Genomic DNA, 22623 nt, shown 5'->3' with positions numbered 1-22623 from the left:
TCCGCTAACAGAACGCTGACTGGGGCGCTGAGCGCCCCGCTTTTCAAAAGGACGGATTATGTTACAGATTGATCGCCTGCCTGCTGAGGTTAAACGCCCCTCCTACGACCGCAGCAAACTGAAGACCCGCATGGTACACATCGGTTTTGGTGCCTTTCACCGCGCACATCAGGCGATGTGCAGCGACAGGCTGGCCGAAGAACAGGGCAGCGACTGGGGCTACTGTGAGGTCAATCTCATGAACAGCACCGGACTGATTACGGCGCTGCGCCAGCAGGACCTGCTCTACACCCTCACTGAGCTGGCGGATGGGTCTCAGCAGACCCGGGTGATCGGCGTCATCACCAGTGCCCTGAAAGGCGACAAAGACGGTATCGAAGCTGTGATCAACGCCATGAGCCAGCCGGATATCGCCATCGTCTCCATGACCGTGACCGAAAAGGGTTACTGCCATCTGCCCGCCAGCGGCAATTTAAACAGCGATCATCCTGATATCGTCCATGACCTGCAGAATCCGCAAGCCCCCCGCACGGTGCCCGGTGTCATTCTGGCGGCGATCCGCCGTCGCCGCGAGCTGGGATTACCGCCCTTCACCGTGATGTCCTGTGACAACATGCCGGAGAATGGGCATGTGACCCGCAATGTAGCGACCCAGCTGGCGGAGCGTCAGGATCCTGCGCTGGCAGAGTACATTCAGCAGCACATCACCTTTCCCTCCACCATGGTGGACCGCATCGTTCCGGCCATGACCGACACCGCACTGGCCGCGCTGCACAAGCGTCTGGGATGTGAAGATCCGGTCGCGATTGAAGCAGAACCCTTCTTTCAGTGGGTGATAGAAGATAACTTCGTTAATGGTCGCCCGGCGTGGGAGAAAGCGGGTGCGGAACTGGTCAGTGATGTACTGCCCTATGAAGAGATGAAACTGCGCATGCTGAATGGCAGTCACTCTTTCCTGGCCTACCTCGGCTTTCTGGCGGGGTATGAGTACATCAGCGACTGTGTGGCCGATCCCCATTTCCGCGCCGCCGCCCGTTCACTGATGATTGATGAACAGGCCCCGACGCTGCGCACCCAGGGCGTGGATCTGAATGCCTATGCCGATTCGCTGATCGCCCGCTATGAAAACCGTGCGATTAAACATCGCACAGGGCAGATCGCCACTGACGGCACACAAAAACTGCCGCAGCGCCTGCTCGACAGTCTGCGCTGGCACCTGCAGCGTGGCAGCCGCTGCGACCTGCTGCTGCTCGGCGTCGCGGGCTGGATGCGCTATGTGGGCGGCGTTGATGAACAGGGCCAGCCGATTGAGATCCGTGATCCGATGCAGAAAAAACTGGCGGAGTGCGTTGCCGCCAGCGAAGAGGGTGAAGCGCGCGTGCGGGCGCTGCTCGCCCTCCGCGAAGTGTTTGGCGATGATTTGCTGCAGAACGACGACGTGGTCGCCCGACTGACGGCCTGGTATCAGCAACTGACCAGCCAGGGCGCGCGTGCCACAGTGCATCAGTGCCTGAATCGCGGCTGAAGGCGGGACAATAAAGCGCTGGCGCAGACGCAGCGTGCTGATTAGACTGACACTTTGCCAACGCGCTGGCGTCTGCCAGCCGTAATAGGGATATTGCTGCATGTCGAGCGCCTATACCATTACCACCAGCGAACCGGTCAATCAGCAGATTTACCGTTATCTGCGCAAAGATATTGTCACCTGCGCGATTCAGCCAGGTTCGCTGCTCTCTGAAAAAGAGGTCTCCGCACGCTTCAGCGTCTCACGTCAGCCGGTGCGCGAAGCGTTTATCAAGCTGGCGGAAGCCGGACTGGTACAGGTATTGCCGCAGCGCGGCACGTTCGTGCGTAAAATCTCCGCTAAGCGGGTCGCGGATGGCCGCTTTATCCGTGAGGCGGTGGAAGTGTCGGTGGTTCGTCGTGCCGCGCTGGAGATTAGTGATTCGGCGCTGATGACGCTGGAGCACAATCTGCAACTGCAGCGGATGGCGGCGGAGCGGCATGACAGCCAGGCGTTCCTCACGCTTGACGATGAGTTTCATCGTCTGATCGCGGAAAGCATTGACTGCAAGCTGGCCTGGGAAACGGTCGAGAATATCAAAGCGACGATGGATCGGGTGCGCTTCCTGACGCTGAGTGAAGTCTCACCGCCGGAAAAGGTCATTGAGCAGCATGAAGAGATTTATGCCGCGCTGAAACAGCACGATGCCGATGCCGCCGAAGCGGCCATGCGTCATCACCTGCAGGAGATGATCTTCTCCATCACCCCGATTGCTGAGCGCAACAGCGCCTGGTTTGAAGCCCCCTGAATCCCTCCCGCGGGGTGCCCGCCTCGCCTGATTATCCGGGCGAGACGGGCAGTCTCTCTTACCACCATTGATGAAAATGGTGAACCGGCCCGATGCCCTTGCCGACCTCCAGCGAATCCGCCTGCATCAGCGCCTGCTGCAGCCAGTTTTTCGCTTCCTCAATCGTCGTCTCCCATCCGTCATGACGCGGACGCAATGCGGCCAGTGCCGCCGACAGCGTGCAGCCGGTGCCATGCGTATGACGGGTCTTCACGCGCGTTGTACTGAACCGCTGCTCTGCCGATGGTGTAATCAGCCAGTCGGGACTCTCCGCTGCCGTAAGATGCCCTCCTTTCATCAGCACGGCCTGACAGCCCAGCGCCAGCAACGCCCGCCCCTGTTCGCGCATCTCCGTCTCATCGGTGGCAATGGCGCAACCCAGCAGGGCCGCCGCCTCTGGCAGGTTCGGAGTGATCAGCGAAACCTGCGGCAGCAACCGCTCACGAACGCTGGCGACGGCGTCCGGTGAGAGCAGCGCATCACCACTTTTCGCCACCATCACGGTATCCAGCACCACAAAAGGGATCGCCGCCTGCTTCAGCCGCGCCGCCACCTGCTCCACGATAGCCGTTTCTGACAGCATGCCGATTTTCGCGCTGTCGATACGCACGTCATTCAGCACAGAATCGAGCTGGGCGGCGACAAAGTCCGGTTCGATGCGATAAACAGCCTGCACGCCCTGCGTATTTTGTGCCACCAGCGCGGTGATGACGCTGGTGCCATAAGCGCCCAGCGCCGAGAACGTTTTCAGATCGGCCTGGATCCCTGCGCCACCGCTGGGATCGGTGCCGGCAATGGTCAGGGCATTAATGCGTTTCATGATTGCCCTCCAGGGTCCAGAGTGCATCCAGAAACGCCGTGGCAAAGCTGCCGGGCCCATTCGCCTGCCCCGCTGCCTTTTCACCGGCTGTCGCCATCACCTGACAGGCCGCGGCAATATTCAGCAGGCCATCGCCGGGCAGCGCGCTGAACCCGGCCACCACCGCCGAGAGCGCACAGCCGGTTCCCACGACTCGCGTCAGCATGGGAGAGCCGCCACGAATGGCAAAAGTGCGCTGACCATCGGTTGCGTAGTCCACTTCACCGGTGACGATGACCCGCGTGTTCCACTCTTTCGCCAGCTGCCGCGCCGCGTCGAGCGCCGCATCTGCCGGGTGAAGCGTATCCACGCCGCGTCCGCCACTGGCCTGCTGCGCCAGCGCCAGAATCTCTGACGCATTGCCGCGAATCACCGCCGGTTGCTGACTTAATAATTGCTGGCAGAAGTCGCTGCGCAGCGTCAGGGCACCGACAGCGACCGGATCGAGCGTCCAGGGCGTGCCCGCCTCCCGCGCCGCGTTAACCGCTGCCTGCATCGCCCGCTGACGCTCGCGCGTCAGCGTCCCGACATTAATCAGCAGGGCATCCGCAAAGCCGCTGAACTGTGCCGCTTCGTCAGCATCGATCACCATCGCGGGTGACGCATTGAGTGCCAGCAGGACGTTGGCGGTAAAGTTCTGCACCACGTCATTCGTCATGCAGTGCACCAGCGGTGACTGACGGCGAAAGGTGTGCAGAAGGGGCGCGAACTGCGCGGCAGAAAGGTGTTGAGATGGCTGTATCATCGTAGCTCCCAACCGGCGGACAAGAAGGCGAATGCGGTCAGGCATCAGACTTCCCTACGCTGGCATTATCCAGATCAGGTAATACGGGTATTTCTCAGCCTTCACAAAGAAGGGCACCCCGAGTCGAATTACGGTTTGCAGCATAGGCAAGCCGTTCTCTGAAAGCAAGCAACAGCCGCCAGCGAAATGACCGGAACGGAACCTTACGCATGATCCCGATCAACGTTCCATGGTGCAAAAAAAGGCTTAATGCTGCGGGCCTCAGGGATACCTCTTAAGAGGTACTTCTGCTGTCAGGCCTCATGAGCCCTGGCCATCGCTCGGACTCTGACCATTTCATAATAATTAACCTGCGCGAAACACCGTTGTAAAAAAACACTTTATTTCATGGAGTTATCGACTCCTGAAGCGGAACTTCATACTACTCAGGATGTATGATGCGATTGTCAGCGCTTATTCCTCACCGCCATCGATGGCAGGATATTCAAATCGAACGCCAGGGCGCCATCGCCCCTAATGGCCGACATTACCTTTCCACCTATATTTCGGCCCGTTGTGCGGGCTGCGGCGAAACTATCCATCGTGTTTATTACCGGGACATCAGTGACCAGCAGGCGCGTCGCTGGTTAGGCTGACAGCCCGCCCGACGGCCTGTTCCAAAGCAGGGATGAGTTAACAGTTAGTTAGCGATTTGTTAGTCTGATAACTATCCATGGTTTACCCAGACGCCTCTTATGCCACTGCTGTTTGAAAGCCTGAGCCATCAGATTTACCTGTCAGCCCCGCTGTTTATCCTGATCCTGCTCGGATATGGGCTGACACGCTTCGGAAAATGGCCTGCCAGCATCAGCGAAGGCATGAACCGCTTTGTGTTTAACGTTGCGCTGCCCTGCATGCTGTTTCGGGTGATGAGTACCTTCTCGCAAAGCCCGCCGGTGGATGCGCGCCTGCTGCTGGCCTTTTTTGGCAGTTGCCTGCTGGTGTTTATCGTGGGACGCCTGCTGGCGACACGGCTGTTTCAGCTTGACGGCGTGGCCGCCTCGGTCTTTGCGCTGGGGGGGATCTTCTCCAACAACGTGATGCTGGGGATCCCGGTGGCTACCGTCCTGCTCGGGCCAGAAGCGCTGCCACCGGTGGCGCTGGTGCTGGTGTTTAACAGCCTCATCCTCTGGACCCTGCTGACCGTTTCGGTCGAGTGGGCAAAACAGGGCAGCTTTTCCCTGACAGGTCTCTGGCGCACCCTGATCGGCGTGCTGAAAAATCCGCTCATCGTCGGCATTCTCAGCGGCACGGCCTGGAGCTTTCTGCAGCACCCCTTGCCGCAGATCGCCGCTGAACCGCTGCGGATGCTGGCCTCGCTGGCGGCCCCCCTGTCGCTGGTCACGCTGGGCATGAGCCTGGCACATTATCGGGTGCGGGAGGGTTTAAAAGAGAGTTATACGATCTGCCTGCTGAAGCTGGTTCTGCAACCGATGACGGTATGGGCTATCGCGTGGCTGACCGGTTTGCCTCCGCTGGAGAGTAAAGTGGTGGTGCTGCTGGGGTCGATGGCGGTCGGGGTTAACGTCTATCTGATGTCGCAGAAATTCAATGTCATTACCGGCCCGGCGGCGGCCAGTATGCTTTTCTCTACGGTGTTTGCGGCCGTGACGACGCCGGTATGGATGATGCTGATGACGCTGGCGGGCTATTAACAGGCGCATAAAAAAAGCCCCTCAGCACTGGGGCTGAAGGGCTTATTGCCAGGCTGATGAAACTTACTCAGCCGTTTTGGTACGGATCAGATAGTCAAAGGCACTCAGTGACGCTTTCGCACCTTCGCCGCTGGCAATGATGATCTGCTTGTACGGCACGGTGGTGCAGTCGCCTGCTGCGAAGACGCCTTTCAGGCTGGTTTCGCATTTCGCATCGATGATGATTTCGCCCATTTTGTTGCGCTCAACCGCGCCTTCCAGCCATGGGGTGTTCGGCAACAGACCGATCTGGACAAAGATACCGGAGAGCGGCAGCTCATGGGTGGTCTGCGTCGTACGGTCAATGTAGTGCAGGCCGGTCACTTTGCTGCCGTCGCCTTTCACTTCCGTGGTCTGCGCGTTCAGGATCACATCAACATTCTTCAGGCTGCGCAGTTTATCCTGCAGCACGCGGTCAGCACGCATCTCACCAGCAAACTCCAGCAGCGTCACGTGTTCCACGATACCGGCCAGATCAATTGCCGCTTCCACGCCGGAGTTACCGCCGCCGATGACCGCGGTGCGCTTGCCTTTAAACAGCGGGCCATCACAGTGCGGGCAGTAGGTAACACCTTTGGTGCGATACTCTTCTTCACCCGGCACGCCCATGTTACGCCAGCGTGCGCCGGTCGCCAGGATGATGCTGCGTGATTTCAGTACGGCGCCAGAGGCGGTTTCGATGGCGTGCAGTCCGCCCTCTTTCGCCGCCGGGATCAGTTTAATGGCGCTCTGGCTGTCGATGACATCCACATTGTAATCATCAACGTGTGCACGCAGTGAACCTGCCAGTTTTGCACCTTCGGTTTTAGGTACAGAGATATAGTTTTCGATATCGACCGTATCCAGCACCTGCCCACCGAAACGCTCGCCCATCAGGCCGGTACGGATACCTTTACGCGCGGAGTAGATGGCTGCTGCTGCGCCCGCCGGGCCGCTGCCGATAATCAGAACTTCATACGCGTCACGCTTGTTCAGCTCTTCCGCTGCGCGTTTGTCCGCGTTGGTATCCACTTTGCTGACGATTTCCGCCAGGCTCATGCGACCCTGACCAAACTCTTTACCGTTAAGGTAAACCGCTGGCACGCCCATCACGTTGCGTTCCTGAATCTCATTCTGGAACAGGCCACCGTCGATTGCGGTGTGGCTGATGCGCGGGTTAATCACCGCCATCAGGTTCAGCGCCTGCACCACATCAGGACAGTTGTGGCAGGAGAGTGAATAGTAGGTTTCGAAATGGAGATCGCTGTCCAGCTCAGCAACCTGATCCAGCAGGCTCTGGGCTTCTTTAGACGGATGCCCACCGGTCTGTAACAGTGCCAGCACCAGTGAGGTAAATTCGTGACCCAGAGGTGAACCGGCAAAACGCGGGCCGCTGTTCGAACCTGGGTTAGTGATCAGAAACGAGGGCTTACGCACCTGACGATCGTTCTCTTCGCGGAAGCTGACTTTGTCAGACAAACCGGCGATATCAACCAACAGTTCACGGATCTCGGTTGATTTTGCCCCCTCATCCAGGGTGGCGATCAACTCAACAGGTTTGGTTAATTTCTCAAGGTAAGCCTTGAGCTGCGTTTTCAAATTTGTGTCGAGCATAGTGATATCCTGGTCAAAAAATCGGGTGCCGTGGCACCCGATTGGAGAATGGTCGAAAGGCCGAAGCGGGATTAGATTTTGCCAACCAGGTCCAGAGATGGAGCCAGCGTTGCATCACCTTCTTTCCATTTCGCCGGGCAGACTTCACCTGGGTGAGAAGCAACGTACTGAGCCGCTTTCACTTTGCGCAGCAGGTCAGAGGCGTCACGGCCAATGCCTTCAGCGGTGATTTCGATAGCCTGGATAACGCCTTCCGGGTCAACGATGAAAGTACCACGGTCAGCCAGACCTTCTGCTTCACGCATGATTTCGAAGTTGCGGGTCAGCGCGCCAGTCGGGTCGCCGATCATCGCATACTGGATCTTCGCGATGGTGTCAGAAGAACCGTGCCAGGCTTTGTGGGTAAAGTGGGTGTCGGTAGAAACGGAGTAGATATCTACGCCCAGTTTCTGGAACTCTTCGTAGTGATCAGCCACGTCACCCAGCTCGGTCGGGCAGACGAAGGTGAAGTCAGCAGGATAGAAGAAGAACACACTCCATTTACCTTCAACGTCTTTCTCGGTTACGTCGATGAATTCGCCGTTTTTGAATGCTGCGTTTTTGAACGGCTTGATTTTGGTATTGATAATAGACATCTGTGGCCTCCGTTAAAATATGTGATGCAGGTTACATAATTTTCGGGCCAACATCTAATATGCAGACGTTATCAATCTGATTAACGAAAGCTATCAAACGCTGAGAGCCTGATGCTCTCTGGCCCGCCGGGCAGTGTACAGCGATTTTCATGACATTAAACCCGCTTTGTCTTTCCCCCTCTCTTCCCGAATCGCTGCTAGTTTTGTAAGACCGGATAAAAAGGGAGCAGAGCTGTGGAGATACGTCCGTTTACTGAAGCCGATCGTCCTTTCCTGCGAACGCTGTTTCTCGCGGTGCGACGACATAACTGGCGCTGGCTGGATGGCAGCGAATGGCAGCTGGAAGATTTTGATGGGGTGATCCTGGGGGAGACGGTGCTGGTCGCCGAGGCTGAGGGGCAGCGCGTCGGATTTGCCGGACTGCTGGAGAACGACAACTTTCTGCACAGTCTCTATGTCGATCCCGACTGGCAGGGGCGCGGCGTGGGCAGTGCCCTGCTGGAGAACGTCCAGGCGCGCTTCACCTCAACCGGGGCGCTGAAGTGTCTGCAGATGAACAAAGCAGCCCAGGCGTTTTACCTGAAACATGGCTGGAAGATGATTTCGGAAGGTGAAGGGGAGCATGGCGGCTACGTGCTGATGCACTACCCGCTGGCGTCGGCCTATGCCAGCGGGTCGGGTCGGGCTTAGAGTGCGCGGAAGGCGATCTCGCCAGGGATCACCTCACCCTGCCAGTAAAGCTGGGCGGCGACGCGTCCGGCCAGCTGGCGATAGAGCGCCGTAAAATCGCTGTCTGGCCGGCGGATCACCGTCGGTTCGCCTTCATCGAGATCCTCGCGCAGGTCGATGTGCAGCGGCAGCTGGGCCAGCAGCTGCGTCTGGTAATCCTCAACCAGTTTCTGCGCCCCGCCGGTGCCGAAAATCGGCTCGTGATAGCCGCACTGACTGCAGATATGCAGGCTCATATTTTCCACCACGCCCAGCACCGGAACATTGACCTTCTCAAACATCACCAGCCCTTTGCGGGCATCAATCAGGGCAATATCCTGCGGCGTGGTGACCACCAGCGCGCCGGTGACCGGCACGTTCTGCGCCAGCGTGAGCTGAATGTCGCCGGTACCCGGAGGCATATCCAGCACCAGATAATCCAGTTCCGGCCACAGCGTCTCGTTCAGCAGCTGCATCAGCGCTTTACTGGCCATCGGGCCGCGCCACACCATCGCGTTATCATCGGTGACCAGATAGCCAATCGAGTTCGTTGCCAGCCCGTGCGCCATAATCGGGGCCATATGGGTGCCATCCGGCGAAGTCGGCCGCTGGTCCTGCGTGCCGAGCATGTTCGGCACTGACGGGCCATAGATGTCGGCGTCGAGGATCCCGACGCGCGCGCCTTCGGCGGCCAGCGCCAGCGCCATATTCACGGCAGTGCTCGATTTGCCGACGCCCCCTTTGCCGGAGCTGACCGCGATGATATTTTTCACGCCGTTTACGCCCGGCTGATTTTTCACTCGCTTCAGGGTGGCAATATCATGACTGAGCCGCCAGTCGATCGCTCGCGCGCCGGTCTGGCGCAGCAGTTCGGCGCTGACCTGCTCTTTCAGGGCGTCAAACCCGCTGGCCCAGGCAAAAGGCATCATCACTTCAATGTGCAGCGTACCGTCAAGCTGCGCCACATGATGCAGCGCCTTCAGCGCGGTCAGGTTCTGGTGCAGGGTCGGATGCTCAAAGCGTTTCAGTACGCCAGCCACGATGGCGCGCAGCCCTTCTGGCGTATGCGGTTCCCGGGATTGTGCTGTCATCCCTCACTCCTTATTTATGCTCTGCTTACGCTGTTTTCAGCGAGGTAACCTCAATGATATCAGAAGCACATGGATTCGCGGCGACTGGCGGGATGAATCCCTTGTGTTTACGCAGGAGAAGCCTTCAGTTACCATCTAAGCCCGTTTTTTCAATCAACAGAAAGCTACGCAAACTATGACTCAAGTCGCTAAAAAAATTCTGGTAACGTGCGCCCTGCCCTACGCGAACGGATCAATCCATCTCGGCCACATGCTCGAGCATATCCAGGCAGACATTTGGGTGCGTTATCAGCGAATGCGTGGCAATCAGGTTTATTTCATCTGCGCCGACGATGCGCACGGTACCCCTATCATGCTGAAAGCGCAGCAGCTGGGGATTGCACCGGAGCAGATGATTGCAGAAATGAAACAGGAGCATGAAACGGACTTTGCCGGTTTCAATATCAGCTATGACAACTATCACTCAACGCATGGCGACGAAAACCGTGAGCTGGCCGGGCTGATCTACGGTCGCCTGAAAGAGAACGGTTTCATCAAGAACCGCACGATTTCGCAGCTGTATGACCCGCAAAAAGGGATGTTCCTGCCGGATCGCTTTGTGAAAGGCACCTGCCCGAAATGTAAATCACCTGACCAGTATGGCGACAACTGCGAAGTCTGCAGCGCGACCTACAGCCCGACAGAGCTGATCGATCCGAAATCCGTGGTGTCCGGTGCGACGCCGGTGCTGCGTGATTCCGAACACTTCTTCTTTGATCTGCCCTCCTTCAGCGAGATGCTGCGTGCCTGGACCCGTTCTGGCGCACTGCAGGATCAGGTTGCAAACAAAATGCAGGAGTGGTTTGAGTCGGGCCTGCAGCAGTGGGATATCTCCCGCGACGCGCCTTACTTCGGTTTTGAAATTCCGGGTGCGCCGGGCAAATATTTCTACGTCTGGCTGGATGCGCCTATCGGCTATATGGGCTCGTTCAAAAACCTGTGCGATAAGCGCGGCGACATCGACTTCGACGAGTTCTGGCGTAAAGACTCCACCACCGAGCTGTACCACTTCATCGGTAAAGATATCGTCTATTTCCACAGCCTGTTCTGGCCCGCGATGCTGGAAGGCAGCAACTTCCGCAAGCCAAACAACCTGTTTGTGCACGGCTATGTCACCGTCAACGGTGCAAAAATGTCGAAGTCGCGTGGCACCTTTATTAAGGCCAGCACCTGGCTGCAGCATCTGGATGCCGACAGCCTGCGCTATTACTATGCGGCGAAACTCTCTTCACGCATCGACGATATCGACCTGAACATGGAAGATTTTGTTCAGCGCGTGAACGCCGACATCGTCAACAAAGTGGTTAACCTGGCGTCACGTAACGCGGGCTTTATCACCAAACGCTTTGACGGCAAACTGGCAGCTGAGCTGGCCGATCCGGCCCTTTATCAGACCTTCGTGGATGCCTCAGAGAAGATTGGTGAAGCCTGGGCCAGCCGAGAGTTCAGCCGTGCGATTCGTGAGATCATGGCGCTGGCCGACCTGGCTAACCGCTATGTCGATGAGCAGGCACCATGGGTGGTGGCGAAGCAGGAAGGCCGCGATGCCGACCTGCAGGCTATCTGCTCAATGGGGATCAACCTGTTCCGCATCCTGATGACCTGGCTGAAGCCGGTGCTGCCTTCCCTGAGCGCACGCGCCGAAGATTTCCTGAAGTGCGAGCTGAGCTGGGATGCTATCGCCCAGCCGCTGCTGGATCATCAGGTCGCGCCGTTTAAAGCGCTCTACAGCCGCATTGAAATGGCGAAGGTTGAGGGACTGATTGCGGCCTCAAAAGAGGATGCTGCCGCCGCAGCTGCACCGGCCGCAAGCGGCCCGCTGGCAGATTCACCTGTCGGTGAGCCCATCACCATCGACGATTTCGCCAAAGTGGATATGCGCGTGGCGCTGATTGAGCAGGCGGAACTGGTTGAGGGCTCAGACAAGCTGCTGCGTCTGCAACTTGACCTGGGCGGGGAAAAACGTCAGATCTTCTCCGGCATCCGCGCCGCTTATCCTGATCCGTCAGTGCTGGTCGGTAAAATGACCATCATCGTCGCCAACCTCGCACCACGTAAGATGCGCTTCGGCATCTCTGAAGGCATGGTGCTGTCAGCAGGACCGGGCGGCAAAGATCTCTTCGTGCTCTCCGTGGATAGCGGTGCGGTACCGGGTATGCCGGTTAAGTAACCCGCGGCTGACGGAATCCGTTCCGGACTGAAACCCTTTGCGCCTCTGCAGGTGCGAAGGGTTTTTTTATATCCGCCACGCACGCTCTCTTCCTGCACAGGTGAACGCAACCTCCTCTCCTGCCGCTTTCGGGCGCATAAATGTGATCGCTAGCACGCTAAGCGGTTAATGCGTATGATGAAGCTCAGTAAAAACAGGAGCCTGCCATGCTCACCGTGCTGTCTGTCTGCGGGCGCTATCTGCGCGCCTTTATCATCATTTATCTCTGCCTGTATGCCGGAATCGGCATCGCCTCGCTGCTGCCCATTACCCTGCCCGGCAGCATTATCGGCATGTTAATTCTGTTTGCCCTGCTCGCGTCGCAAATCCTGCCGGTAAGCTGGGTGAAACCGGGCTGTCATCTGCTGATTCGCTATATGGCCCTGCTGTTTGTGCCGATCAGCGTCGGGGTGATGAACTACACCGATGTCCTGACCGCGCAGTTTGGCCCTATCGTGATCTCCTGTGTCGTCAGCACCCTGCTGGTGCTCTCGATTGTCGGCGTGAGCGCCCACAAGCTGCACAGCCGGAAGCCGGCCGGGGAGTCGGGCGATGAGTGAAATCTGGTGGTCACTGCCGCTGACGCTGGCGGCCTTTTTCCTGGCGCGCAAACTGGCAATACGGCTGAAGCTCCCGCTGCTCAATCCGCTGCTGGTCGCGATGGCGATAATTATTCCGATACTGCTGCTGTTGCAGCTGCCCTACTCGCGCTATTTCGCTGGCAGCCAGATTCTCAATCAGCTGCTGCAACCGGCGGTGGTGGCCCTGGCACTGCCGCTCTATGAACAGATCCATCAGATCCGCGCCCGCTGGAAATCCATTATCGGCGTCTGCTTTATCGGCAGCCTGACCGCCATGACTTCGGGCACGGCCATTGCGCTCTGGCTGGGGGCGACGCCCGAAATTGCGGCCACTATCGTGCCGAAATCGGTGACCACACCGATTGCCATGGCCGTCTCCGGTTCATTGCACGGTATTCCGGCCATCAGCGCCATCTGTGTGCTGATCGCCGGGGTGCTGGGTGCGGTCTTCGGTCATATGGTGCTGAACCTGCTCGGTGTGAAGTCTAAAGCCGCACGCGGTCTGGCGATTGGCAATGCGTCACATGCACTCGGCACGGCGCGTGCAGCCGAACTCGATTTTCAGGAGGGCGCCTTCAGCTCGCTGGCGCTGGTGATCTGCGGCATCATCACCTCACTGCTGGCCCCCTTTGTTTTTCCGCTGCTGCTGCACTGGTTTGGCTAAAACTTTGCGAGAGATCTCGCAAAGTTGAAACATGCAACACAGGTTACATTGTCAGAGCGACCTGGATCACATATAAACCCGTGACCGGCACGTCGCCCTGCTGAATTTAATGAGGCTCTCATGCAATCCCGTTTCCTCTCCGCTTTTGAGGCATTGCCATCAACGCTGCAAACGGCGCTGGCTCCCCTGCTGGACGATCCTGACTTTGAGGCGCGACTGAGCGCCAGCCAGGTCGCTGCACTGCAGCAACAGACGCAGATGGACGCCGATACGCTGGCGCTGGCGCTGCTGCCCCTGGCAGCGGCCTGCGCTGTCGCCACCGTGTCCCACTTCAACGTCGGCGCGATTGCCCGTGGCGTCAGCGGTGCCTGGTACTTCGGGGCCAACATGGAGTTTGTCGGCGCCCCTTTGCAGCAGACGGTTCACGCCGAGCAGAGCGCGATTACCCACGCCTGGCTGTGTGGCGAGCCGCAGCTGGAGAGCATCACCGTCAACTACACGCCGTGCGGTCACTGCCGCCAGTTTATGAACGAGCTGAACAGCGGCACCGCTATTCGTATCAGCCTGCCGCAGCGCGCGGTGAGTACACTGGCTGACTATCTGCCGGATGCGTTTGGCCCGCGCGACCTCGACATCAGCACTTTCCTGATGGACCGCGTTGACCACGGCTACGTCGCTGCGGGTGACGAACTGGTGCAGGCGGCCGTTGCCGCCGCCAATGCCAGTCACGCCCCCTACAGCCAGTCGCACGCCGGGGTTGCGCTGCTGACCGTGAGCGGTTCAATTGTCACCGGCCGCTATGCGGAAAACGCCGCGTTTAATCCCAGCTTCCCGCCCCTTCAGGCGGCGCTGGTGCGGCTGAACATGCAGGGCGGCGATGTCCGTCAGATAAAAAGAGCGGTATTAGCGGAAGCAGAAAATGCCACGCTGAGCCAGTTTGCCGCCACGCAAGCCACGCTGCAGACATTTGGCTGCAGTGAGCTGCTGCATGTGACGCTGAACAAAGCATAACCGGCTGTCAGAAAGGCCACAGTTTTGTGAGCTTTTATGAACAAACGCTGTACTTCTGCGGGAAATTTCATAGGATCTGGCGCCAGAATTCACGTCATGACAAATTACTCTGAATAATTCAGGTTGCAGGATGGCAGCACGGTCGTGAATTTTCCCGCAGCGGTGACCCTGCCGCTACAGGCCTGCAGTCTGAGCTATAACGGGTAAGAAAACTGGCGCTACCTTTCCGGCGTGACGCCAGACAACACTGCAACCGGAGCATCACCGCATGGAACTCGACTACGAAAGTAAACGCCCGCTTTATATCCCATATGCTGGCCCGATTTTGCTTGAATTTCCCCTGCTGAACAAAGGCAGCGCCTTTACCCTCGAAGAACGTAACGAATTTAACCTCAATGGTCTGCTGCCTGAAGCGGTGGAATCGATTGAAGAGCAGGCAAAGCGCGCCTGGCGTCAGTTCCAGGACTTCAAAAACAATAACGATAAGCACGTCTACCTGCGAAACATCCAGGACACGAACGAAACGCTGTTCTACCGCCTGCTGGATAACCATCTCGAAGAGATGATGCCCATCATCTACACCCCGACCGTCGGCGCAGCCTGCGAACACTTCTCTGAAATCTACCGTCGTGCGCGTGGCGTTTTCATCTCCTACCCGAACCGCGATCGCATCGAAGATATGCTGCAGAACGCCACCAAACAGAATGTGAAGGTGATTGTGGTGACCGATGGCGAGCGTATCCTGGGTCTGGGCGACCAGGGCATCGGCGGAATGGGGATTCCGATTGGTAAGCTTTCACTCTATACCGCCTGCGGCGGCATCAGCCCGGCTTACACCCTGCCGGTCGTGCTGGATGTCGGCACCAATAACCAGCAGCTGCTGAACGACCCGCTCTATATGGGCTGGCGTCATCCGCGTATCACCGGCGAAGAGTATGATGCTTTCGTCAATGAGTTCATTCAGGCCGTTAAGCGCCGCTGGCCGAAGGTGCTGTTGCAGTTCGAAGATTTCGCCCAGAAGAACGCGATGCCGCTGCTGAACCGCTATCGCGAAGAGGTCTGCTGCTTTAACGATGATATTCAGGGCACTGCTGCCGTCACCGTCGGCACGCTGATCGCCGCCAGCCGCGCAGCCGGCAGCCGTCTGTGCGAGCAGAAAGTGGTCTTCCTGGGAGCCGGTTCCGCGGGTTGTGGTATCGCTGAACAGATCATTGCGCAGATGAAATCTGAAGGTCTGAGCGACGACGAAGCCCGTAGCCGGGTGATGATGGTGGATCGTTTTGGTCTGCTCACTGACAAACTGCCTAACCTGCTCGATTTCCAGAGCAAGCTGGTGCAGAAGAGCGAAAACCTGCAGAACTGGGATGTCGCCAGCGACTCAATCTCGCTGCTGGACGTAGTGCGCAATGCCCAGCCCGATATCCTGATTGGTGTTTCCGGTCAGCCGGGTCTGTTCACTGAAGAGATCATCCGTGAAATGCACAAGCACTGTAAGCGCCCTATCGTGATGCCACTGTCGAACCCGACATCACGCGTGGAAGCGACGCCAGCCGATATCATCGCCTGGACTGACGGTGCAGCACTGGTCGCCACCGGCAGCCCGTTCTCGCCAGTAAGCTGGAACGGTAAAACCTATCCGATCGCGCAGTGCAACAACTCCTACATCTTCCCGGGAATTGGTCTGGGTGTGATTGCCTCAGGCGCCAGCCGCGTCACCGACAGCATGCTGATGACCGCCAGCCGCGCACTGGCTGACTGCTCTCCGCTGGTCAACGAAGGCGAAGGCCCGGTACTGCCCGAGATCAAAGATATTCAGGGCGTGTCGAAGATCATTGCGATGGAAGTGGGCAAAGCCGCTCAGCTGGCGGGCGTTGCCGTGGTGACCTCAGAAGATGTGTTGTCACAGGCTATTGCCAACAACTTCTGGCTGCCGCAGTACCGTCACTATCGCCGTACCTCGATTTAATCCTCAGCCTGCCGGACCTGATAGGGTCCGGCAGTGTTCAAAAAGCGCACAGCCAGCCGGCAGTAACTTGCTTCGCTGCGACGCCTCAAGTAGCCTTGTGCCATCTCAACATTCTGACACCGAGTCTCCAGGCGCATGCTGAAACGCGTTTTCATTGGTCTGCTTTTCATCATCTTAGTGATGGTGGCAACTGCGCTCGGCCTCGATCGCTGGATCAGCTGGAAAACGGCGCCTTTCATCTACGAAAATGTCTCTTCTCTGCCGCATCGTCAGGTGGGCGTGGTACTGGGAACGGCAAAATATTACCGCACCGGCGTAATTAATCAGTATTACCTCTATCGTATGCAGGGTGCGCTAAACGCTTACAACAGCGGTAAAGTCAATTATCTGCTGCTGAGCGGGGATAATGCGCTGCAGAGTTATAACGAGCCGATGACAATGCGCCGTGATTTAATCAAAGCGGGCGTCGATCCGGCCGATATCGTGCTCGACTACGCCGGATTCCGCACGCTGGATTCGATCGTGCGTACCCGTAAGGTCTTTGATACCAACGACTTCATTATCATCACGCAGCGTTTTCATTGTGAGCGCGCGCTCTTCATCGCCCTGCAGCTGGGCATTCAGGCGCAGTGTTATGCCGTGCCCTCGCCGAAGAACATGCTTAGCGTGCGCTTCCGTGAAGTGGGGGCCCGGCTGGGTGCGCTGGCAGACCTCTTCCTGCTCAAGCGAGAACCCCGTTTCCTTGGCCCGCTGGTGCCCATTCCCGCCGTGCGAACCGTTCCGGATGATGCGCAGAGTTATCCTGCTGTGACGCCGGAACAGCTGCTGGAGCTGGAACAGAAGTTACGGAAATAGCTCAGTTGCCAGCACCGTGTTGCAGTCTGGCATTCATGTTAAAGGCTCAGTGAATTCTGACAGCAACCACTAAGCTCAACGCGCAGGGAACAGGGTCAGAAGAGGAAAGCGTCCCGCGCCATGGACGGCGCGGGCCGAGCGTGTCATGGATGACGGCTTTTGCGTCTTTCCGATCTGACCCTGTTTCCTGCGCAGGCTCCGTCTCAAAGCAATGACCTCAGCCTTTAAGCAGGCCGAGCGTGTCATGGATGACGGCCTTTGCGGCTTTCCGATCTGACCCTGTTTCCTGCGCAGGCTCCGTCTCAAAGCAATAACCTCAGCCTTTAAGCAGGCCGAGCGTGTCACGGACAACAGCTTTTGCGTCTTTCCGATCTGACCCTGTTCCCTTCGCATACTCCGTCTCACATCAACCGCCCAGCGCCATCCTCATAAAAAAAGCGACCCGAAGGTCGCTTTTTCCGCACCAGAGAACGTTACTTCTTACGCGAATACTTCAGTGAATCCAGCGCCACGGCGAAGATGATGATGCCGCCTTTAATAATGTACTGCCAGTAAGGGTTAACGCCGATATAGGTCAGACCGTAGTTGATAACAGTGAAGATCAACACACCGGTTACCACACCCGCCACGCTACCCACACCCCCGGCGAACGAGACGCCGCCGACCACACAGGCTGCAATCGCATCCAGCTCATACATAAAGCCGAGGTTGTTAGTCGCCGAACCGATACGACCCGCTTCCAGCATCCCGCCAAAGGCGTAGAACACACCAGACAGCGCATAAATCAGGATCAGGTTCAGCGGCACGTTCACACCTGACACTTTCGCCGCTTCCGGGTTACCCCCGATAGCGAAAATGTTTTTGCCGAAACGGGTTTTGTTCCACAGCACCCAGACGAACACAATCGCAATCACCGCGTAGAACGTGATGAACGACAGTTTAAAATCACCAAACCGCAAAAAGCCCTGAGCGAATTTCGAGAAGCCTGCATCAAAACCGGCAATCGGTGACGCACCCACATAGTCGTAATAGAGTGAGTTAATACCGTAAACGATAATCATGGTGCCCAGCGTGGTGATAAAAGGCGTCACCTTCAGATAGGCAATGATCACACCGTTCACCAGACCAATCACTCCCCCGATCACACACACGGTCAGGATAACCAGCGGAATTGGCACCGTATCCAGCGTCGGGAACACTTTGTTCGCGTTGTCCATCGACTGCAGCAGCGTCGCTGCCACAACCGCCGCCAGACCAACCTGACGTCCGGCTGACAGGTCAGTACCCTGGGTCACAATCAGGCCCGCTACACCCAGTGCAATAATAATGCGCACTGAAGACTGGGTCAGGATATTACTCAGGTTCATTAAACTTAAAAATGTCGGGTCCTGGAAAATAATAATAGCCAGCAATACCAGCAGCACGACATAAATGCCGCCCTCTTTTAACCAGGTTAGCGCATTCTTTTTTGTAGTCGCTTTCATGTTAACAGCCCTTGCTTCATTAAAGGTGTAATGACGCTAAACGCAATATTTCGTTCTGCGTGGTCGTTTTGGTATCAACTATGCCTGCTACCAGACCATTACTCATTACCAGAATACGATCGGTAATGCCTAACAGCTCCGGCATTTCGGATGAGATAATAATGATGCCCTTCTCTCTTTTCGCCAGCTCAGCAATCAGCTGGTAAATTTCGAATTTTGCACCAACATCAATACCGCGTGTTGGTTCATCAAGCATCAGGATTTCAGGCTGGGTCAATAACCAGCGGCCAATAATCACCTTTTGCTGATTACCGCCCGAAAGCGAACCAATCTGCGTATGGTGGCCCGGCGTTTTTACGCGCATGGAATCGATCACCCACTGGGTGTCACTTTTCATGCGTTTATTATCCAGCAGCCCCATACTGCTTTTATATTTTTTAATATTCGAGATAAGAGAGTTAAATCCGATATCCAGATAAGCATAAATACCGGTTGAGCGACGCTCTTCCGTCACCAGTGCGAACCCGTGATTAATCGCTTCATTCGCACTGTGGTTATTAATCGGTTTACCATGCAGTTTGATGGTGCCGCCCGATTTTTCGCGAATGCCAAACAGCGTTTCGACGATATCGGTACGTTTGGCGCCCACCAGCCCGGCAATGCCGAGGATCTCCCCTTTACGCAGATCAAATGAGATGTCACGAATCGAAGGCTGACGCAGAGAGGTCAGATTCCGCACCTCAAGAATGGTTTCCCCCGGCACGTTGGTACGGTCAGGAAAACGCTGGTTCAGTGAACGGCCGACCATCATCGCGATGATCTTATCCATATCCAGCCCTTCCAGCGACTGAGTCGCAATCCACTGTCCGTCACGCAGAATCGTAATCTCATCACACAGCTGGAAAATCTCTTCCATTTTATGAGAGATATAGACGATGCCGCAGCCACGATCTTTCAGCTTACGAATAATCGTGAACAGGTGATTAACCTCTTTCTCCGTTAACGAGGAGGTAGGCTCATCCATAATCACAATTTTTGCGTCATAAGAGAACGCTTTGGCAATTTCAATCATCTGCATCTGCGATACAGACAAATTCGCCACTTTGTCGCGCGGATCGATATCGATATCCAGCTCGTCAAAAATAGCTTTGGTATCCTGATACATCTTATCCTGATCGACAAAGAAGCCTTTGCGCGGATAACGCCCCAGCCACATGTTGTCCATCACGGTGCGCTGCAGGACCAGGTTTAATTCCTGATGTACCATCGACACGCCATTTTCCAGCGCCTCTTTGGAGCTTTTATAGTCGATCTCTTTACCCTGAAACAGGATACTGCCGGAATCTTTTTTATAAATACCAAACAGGCATTTTAATAAGGTGGATTTACCGGCACCGTTCTCGCCCATTAACGCATGAACAGAGTGAGGCCGCACTTTTAAATTCACATTATCTAACGCTTTAACGCCGGGAAATGATTTTGAGACATCCTTCATCTCCAGCAGATATTCTCGCTGCGCGGTCGTATTATCACTGGCCATATTTTACCTGGCTAAAAAACGGTGGTGACATAAAAAAGGCGCGACAGGGGTCGCGCCCGGAATCGAACTTACTTCTGGAACTGAGCCAGATTCTCTTTATCAACCGGAACGTAAGGTACGCGGACGATCTTATCCACCATCTTGAAGTTCGTACCTTCGGTCGCGGCTTTGCCGTTAGCCAGGTTGTTGGCGATATCCAGCGTGGCTTTCGCCTGGTTTTCCGCATCGTTCAGCACGGTACCGGCCAGCGCACCCGATTTCACCAGCGCCATCGCTTCCGGCAGGGCATCGACGCCGAAGACCGGGATAGAGGTCATGTTGTGCGCTTTCAGCGCTTCAACGGCACCCATCGCCATCGCATCGTTGTTGGCAATCACCACTTCGATTTTCTTCGCGTTCGGGCCTGACAGCCACGCATCCATCTTATCTTTAGCCTGTGCGGTATCCCACATCGCCGTATCCATCGCTAACTGCTGGGTTTTCAGACCATCTTTGTTCAGCGTATCGATCACATATTTGGTACGGGCTTCCGCATCAGGATGGCCTGGCTCACCTTTCAGCAGCACAAACTGGATGGTGCCATCTTTGTTCAGATCCCAGGCCGGGGTCGCTTTCCAGTGTTTCTCAATCAGCTGACCCTGAATGATGCCGGACTCTTTAGAGTCGGTCCCGACATAGTAGGCTTTGTCATAACCGGCCAGCACTTTCGCGTTAGGCTCTTTGTTGAAGAAGACCACCGGCACGTCATTCGCGCGCGCTTTGTCGACCACCACGGCCGCAGCAGCCGGGTCAACCAGGTTAATGGCCAGCGCTTTCACGCCTTTTGCCATCAGTACGTCAACCTGGTCATTCTGTTTGGACTGGTCGTTCTGCGAGTCATTCATCAGCAGCTGAATGCCGCCAAGGGTTTTCGCTTCTTTCTCAATGTCTTTGCGCACCATTGACATGAAGTTGTCATCATATTTGTAAATGGTCACGCCGATACGGGTGTCAGCTGCGTGAGCGGTTGCACCAAACATCATGCTGGCAACCAGTGCGGTAAGCGTGAAAACCTTCTTATTCATGGTATCTCCGGTTTTATTATGCAGGGTCTTTTTAGCGCTGCCGCGCGACGTGGCGCGAAAGCAATCGGTAAAACAGATCGGCGGGGCAGTCTGCGCAATTTGCCGCTTACCGCTGACGCCGTCTAAAACCTGACTTCCCTGTGCCTGAACACGTCCGTGAAGAGGGGATGAACCCGTTAACCGGCTACTGAGACCACAACTGATGCCGTTACACTGGCGTTACATAATGTTTCAGTCCGGTAAGACGCTGCCATCATAGTGAGAGCAATGTTAATTAACTGTGAATGTAATCACAGATTGAAAGCGGTTACATGGCTGAATCGCCTGAATTAGTGACGGACTCCACATTTTGCCGCTGCGCGACTGAATGACGCCGCACCAGCGTCGGCATAAAGATGTGCGTGGCGGTGTCATCCAGCAGGCCTGCCGCCCCCTGCAGTGCCAGCTCTGTCGCAATTTTTGCCATAGAAACAATAGGATAACGCACAGTGGTAAGCTGGGGGTCGGTGTAACGCGAGATGGGGATGTCATCAAAGCCAATGACAGAAAAATGCTGTGGCACCTGAATGCCGTTGTCTTTCAGCGCCGTGAGCGCGCCCGCTGCCATGCCGTCGTTGTAAGCAAATACCGCACTGAGATTGAGATTGCGCCCCAGCAGCTCCACCATCGCCGCTTCGCCGCCCTGCATGTCGGGCTCTGCGCTGGCAATCCAGCTCTCATGCGGCCGGATGCCCTGCTCTGCCATCGCCTGCATCCACCCTTCGCGGCGCTGGGCGACATCTTCGATAGGATGACTGGAACAGAGATAGCCGATGCGGCTATGCCCCTGTTGTATCAGGGTCCGGGAGGCCATCAGCGCACCGGCGACGTTATCCAGACTGACGCTGCGCTGCTCAAATCCCGGTATGACGCGGTTGATGACAACCATGCCCGGCACATGCTGCATAAAGTCTGCCAGCTCCGCGTCTGAAAGCGTTTTCGCGTGCACCACCAGGGCGCTGCAACGCTGGCGGATCAGCACTTCAATGGCATGACGCTCTTTCTCTTCCTGATGCCAGGAGTTGCTGATGAGGACATGCTTATGGACGCGCTGCGCCACGGTATCCACCGCTTTAACCAGCGCGCCAAAAAAGGGATCGGAAACATCCATCACCACCACCCCGATGGTGTCGCTGACCTGAGTCGCCAGCGCCTGTGCGTTGGCGTTAGGACGATACCCCAGCGCCTCAACCGCCTGTAACACCGCGTCGCGGGTATCAGAGGTGACGGCGCTGCTCTGATTGAGGACGCGCGATACGGTCGCCACTGAGACGCCAGCCTGACGGGCAACATCACGAATTGTTATCATGCAGCAGTTCCAGAAAGGAAAAAGAGGGCATCACGCCGGGTTGAACACCGGCGCTATTTTGTCAGGGGCGGGCGATGTGCAGCGTGAATTGCGTCACATCAATGAAAGCGGTTACATACAATTCTGTAACCTTTGTGATGGCGGTCA

At 56.6% G+C, this 22623-nt stretch carries 20 protein-coding genes and 1 riboswitch; of the genes, 11 read left to right on the top strand and 9 right to left on the bottom strand.

What is annotated here, in order from left to right:
* The first annotated feature begins 58 nt into the window (after nt 1-58).
* Nucleotides 59-1525, top strand: a complete 1467-nt coding sequence (locus tag S7A_RS07005) for a mannitol dehydrogenase family protein (protein WP_009089207.1) — start codon at nt 59-61, stop codon at nt 1523-1525.
* Between the two features lie 100 nt (nt 1526-1625).
* Nucleotides 1626-2312, top strand: coding sequence for a GntR family transcriptional regulator (locus S7A_RS07000; protein ID WP_009089205.1), 687 nt, complete (start codon nt 1626-1628; stop codon nt 2310-2312).
* 58 nt (nt 2313-2370) lie between these two features.
* Here S7A_RS07000 and thiD read toward each other — a convergent pair whose 3' ends face one another.
* Nucleotides 2371-3171 (bottom strand): bifunctional hydroxymethylpyrimidine kinase/phosphomethylpyrimidine kinase, encoded by an 801-nt coding sequence (gene thiD, locus S7A_RS06995; protein ID WP_009089204.1) that lies wholly within the window; start codon nt 3169-3171, stop codon nt 2371-2373.
* A complete protein-coding gene (gene thiM, locus S7A_RS06990; protein ID WP_009089202.1) occupies nt 3158-3955 on the bottom strand; it encodes a hydroxyethylthiazole kinase in 798 nt (265 codons plus the stop codon). Before thiM ends, thiD begins: the two co-directional genes overlap by 14 nt.
* 34 nt (nt 3956-3989) lie before the next feature.
* Nucleotides 3990-4086, bottom strand: a riboswitch (TPP riboswitch).
* A 306-nt stretch (nt 4087-4392) separates the two neighbouring features.
* On the opposite strand from thiM, the gene S7A_RS21790 reads away from it, so the two are divergent.
* Complete coding sequence (locus tag S7A_RS21790) at nt 4393-4590, top strand: hypothetical protein (protein WP_071987797.1); 198 nt, start codon at nt 4393-4395, stop codon at nt 4588-4590.
* A 99-nt stretch (nt 4591-4689) separates the two neighbouring features.
* On the top strand, nt 4690-5649 hold the full coding sequence (locus S7A_RS06985) for an AEC family transporter (protein ID WP_009089200.1): 960 nt from the start codon (nt 4690-4692) through the stop codon (nt 5647-5649).
* Between the two features lie 63 nt (nt 5650-5712).
* On the opposite strand, the gene ahpF is transcribed toward S7A_RS06985, so the two are convergent.
* Nucleotides 5713-7281, bottom strand: coding sequence for an alkyl hydroperoxide reductase subunit F (gene ahpF, locus S7A_RS06980; RefSeq protein WP_009089198.1), 1569 nt, complete (start codon nt 7279-7281; stop codon nt 5713-5715).
* Nucleotides 7282-7352: 71 nt separating this feature from the next.
* Nucleotides 7353-7916: an alkyl hydroperoxide reductase subunit C gene (gene ahpC / locus S7A_RS06975; RefSeq protein ID WP_009089196.1), complete on the bottom strand. Its 564-nt coding sequence runs from the start codon at nt 7914-7916 to the stop codon at nt 7353-7355.
* 234 nt (nt 7917-8150) lie between these two features.
* On the opposite strand from ahpC, the gene S7A_RS06970 reads away from it, so the two are divergent.
* Nucleotides 8151-8606, top strand: coding sequence for a GNAT family N-acetyltransferase (locus S7A_RS06970; protein WP_009089194.1), 456 nt, complete (start codon nt 8151-8153; stop codon nt 8604-8606).
* On the opposite strand, the gene apbC is transcribed toward S7A_RS06970, so the two are convergent.
* Nucleotides 8603-9715 carry an iron-sulfur cluster carrier protein ApbC gene (apbC, locus tag S7A_RS06965; RefSeq protein WP_009089192.1) on the bottom strand — a complete coding sequence of 371 codons (1113 nt, stop codon included), beginning with the start codon at nt 9713-9715 and terminating at the stop codon, nt 8603-8605. The genes S7A_RS06970 and apbC overlap by 4 nt on opposite strands.
* Before the next feature lie 175 nt (nt 9716-9890).
* On the opposite strand from apbC, the gene metG reads away from it, so the two are divergent.
* The 6 genes from metG (at nt 9891) to sanA (ending at nt 17040) form a co-directional block, all read left to right on the top strand.
* Nucleotides 9891-11924: a methionine--tRNA ligase gene (gene metG / locus S7A_RS06960; protein ID WP_009089190.1), complete on the top strand. Its 2034-nt coding sequence runs from the start codon at nt 9891-9893 to the stop codon at nt 11922-11924.
* Nucleotides 11925-12130: 206 nt separating this feature from the next.
* Nucleotides 12131-12523 (top strand): CidA/LrgA family protein, encoded by a 393-nt coding sequence (locus S7A_RS06955; RefSeq protein ID WP_009089187.1) that lies wholly within the window; start codon nt 12131-12133, stop codon nt 12521-12523.
* Nucleotides 12516-13208, top strand: coding sequence for a CidB/LrgB family autolysis modulator (locus tag S7A_RS06950; RefSeq protein WP_009089186.1), 693 nt, complete (start codon nt 12516-12518; stop codon nt 13206-13208). Before S7A_RS06955 ends, S7A_RS06950 begins: the two co-directional genes overlap by 8 nt.
* A 120-nt stretch (nt 13209-13328) precedes the next feature.
* A complete protein-coding gene (cdd, locus tag S7A_RS06945; protein WP_009089184.1) occupies nt 13329-14219 on the top strand; it encodes a cytidine deaminase in 891 nt (296 codons plus the stop codon).
* 268 nt (nt 14220-14487) lie between these two features.
* Nucleotides 14488-16185, top strand: coding sequence for an NAD-dependent malic enzyme (locus tag S7A_RS06940; RefSeq protein ID WP_009089183.1), 1698 nt, complete (start codon nt 14488-14490; stop codon nt 16183-16185).
* Nucleotides 16186-16320: 135 nt separating this feature from the next.
* Nucleotides 16321-17040: an outer membrane permeability protein SanA gene (gene sanA / locus S7A_RS06935; protein ID WP_009089181.1), complete on the top strand. Its 720-nt coding sequence runs from the start codon at nt 16321-16323 to the stop codon at nt 17038-17040.
* A 473-nt stretch (nt 17041-17513) separates the two neighbouring features.
* On the opposite strand, the gene mglC is transcribed toward sanA, so the two are convergent.
* The 4 genes from mglC to galS all read right to left on the bottom strand — a co-directional run bounded on the left by mglC (nt 17514) and on the right by galS (nt 22476).
* The gene (gene mglC / locus S7A_RS06925) at nt 17514-18524 is read right to left on the bottom strand and encodes a galactose/methyl galactoside ABC transporter permease MglC (RefSeq protein WP_009089178.1); all 1011 of its coding nucleotides are present in this window, start codon (nt 18522-18524) and stop codon (nt 17514-17516) included.
* Nucleotides 18525-18543: 19 nt separating this feature from the next.
* Nucleotides 18544-20064, bottom strand: coding sequence for a galactose/methyl galactoside ABC transporter ATP-binding protein MglA (mglA, locus tag S7A_RS06920; protein WP_009089176.1), 1521 nt, complete (start codon nt 20062-20064; stop codon nt 18544-18546).
* A gap of 68 nt (nt 20065-20132) precedes the next feature.
* Nucleotides 20133-21128: a galactose/glucose ABC transporter substrate-binding protein MglB gene (gene mglB / locus S7A_RS06915; RefSeq protein ID WP_009089175.1), complete on the bottom strand. Its 996-nt coding sequence runs from the start codon at nt 21126-21128 to the stop codon at nt 20133-20135.
* Between the two features lie 307 nt (nt 21129-21435).
* Nucleotides 21436-22476: an HTH-type transcriptional regulator GalS gene (gene galS, locus S7A_RS06910; protein WP_009089173.1), complete on the bottom strand. Its 1041-nt coding sequence runs from the start codon at nt 22474-22476 to the stop codon at nt 21436-21438.
* Between the last annotated feature and the right edge of the window lie 147 nt (nt 22477-22623).

The sequence above is a fragment of the Pantoea sp. Sc1 genome, from assembly GCF_000255315.1.
Classification (GTDB): domain Bacteria; phylum Pseudomonadota; class Gammaproteobacteria; order Enterobacterales; family Enterobacteriaceae; genus Pantoea; species Pantoea anthophila.
The sequence above is the reverse complement of the archived record's forward strand: the minus strand, read 5'-3'. Positions and strand labels throughout refer to the sequence as shown.

What these genes read in the sequence shown, in the direction of transcription:
- S7A_RS07005 (WP_009089207.1), top strand. Translation starts at nt 59, where the DNA reads ATGTTACAGATTGATCGCCTGCCTGCTGAGGTTAAACGCCCCTCCTAC.
- S7A_RS07000 (WP_009089205.1), top strand. Translation starts at nt 1,626, where the DNA reads ATGTCGAGCGCCTATACCATTACCACCAGCGAACCGGTCAATCAGCAG.
- thiD (WP_009089204.1), bottom strand. Translation starts at nt 3,171, where the DNA reads ATGAAACGCATTAATGCCCTGACCATTGCCGGCACCGATCCCAGCGGT.
- thiM (WP_009089202.1), bottom strand. Translation starts at nt 3,955, where the DNA reads ATGATACAGCCATCTCAACACCTTTCTGCCGCGCAGTTCGCGCCCCTT.
- S7A_RS21790 (WP_071987797.1), top strand. Translation starts at nt 4,393, where the DNA reads ATGCGATTGTCAGCGCTTATTCCTCACCGCCATCGATGGCAGGATATT.
- S7A_RS06985 (WP_009089200.1), top strand. Translation starts at nt 4,690, where the DNA reads ATGCCACTGCTGTTTGAAAGCCTGAGCCATCAGATTTACCTGTCAGCC.
- ahpF (WP_009089198.1), bottom strand. Translation starts at nt 7,281, where the DNA reads ATGCTCGACACAAATTTGAAAACGCAGCTCAAGGCTTACCTTGAGAAA.
- ahpC (WP_009089196.1), bottom strand. Translation starts at nt 7,916, where the DNA reads ATGTCTATTATCAATACCAAAATCAAGCCGTTCAAAAACGCAGCATTC.
- apbC (WP_009089192.1), bottom strand. Translation starts at nt 9,715, where the DNA reads ATGACAGCACAATCCCGGGAACCGCATACGCCAGAAGGGCTGCGCGCC.
- metG (WP_009089190.1), top strand. Translation starts at nt 9,891, where the DNA reads ATGACTCAAGTCGCTAAAAAAATTCTGGTAACGTGCGCCCTGCCCTAC.
- S7A_RS06955 (WP_009089187.1), top strand. Translation starts at nt 12,131, where the DNA reads ATGCTCACCGTGCTGTCTGTCTGCGGGCGCTATCTGCGCGCCTTTATC.
- S7A_RS06950 (WP_009089186.1), top strand. Translation starts at nt 12,516, where the DNA reads ATGAGTGAAATCTGGTGGTCACTGCCGCTGACGCTGGCGGCCTTTTTC.
- cdd (WP_009089184.1), top strand. Translation starts at nt 13,329, where the DNA reads ATGCAATCCCGTTTCCTCTCCGCTTTTGAGGCATTGCCATCAACGCTG.
- S7A_RS06940 (WP_009089183.1), top strand. Translation starts at nt 14,488, where the DNA reads ATGGAACTCGACTACGAAAGTAAACGCCCGCTTTATATCCCATATGCT.
- sanA (WP_009089181.1), top strand. Translation starts at nt 16,321, where the DNA reads ATGCTGAAACGCGTTTTCATTGGTCTGCTTTTCATCATCTTAGTGATG.
- mglC (WP_009089178.1), bottom strand. Translation starts at nt 18,524, where the DNA reads ATGAAAGCGACTACAAAAAAGAATGCGCTAACCTGGTTAAAAGAGGGC.
- mglA (WP_009089176.1), bottom strand. Translation starts at nt 20,064, where the DNA reads ATGGCCAGTGATAATACGACCGCGCAGCGAGAATATCTGCTGGAGATG.
- mglB (WP_009089175.1), bottom strand. Translation starts at nt 21,128, where the DNA reads ATGAATAAGAAGGTTTTCACGCTTACCGCACTGGTTGCCAGCATGATG.
- galS (WP_009089173.1), bottom strand. Translation starts at nt 22,476, where the DNA reads ATGATAACAATTCGTGATGTTGCCCGTCAGGCTGGCGTCTCAGTGGCG.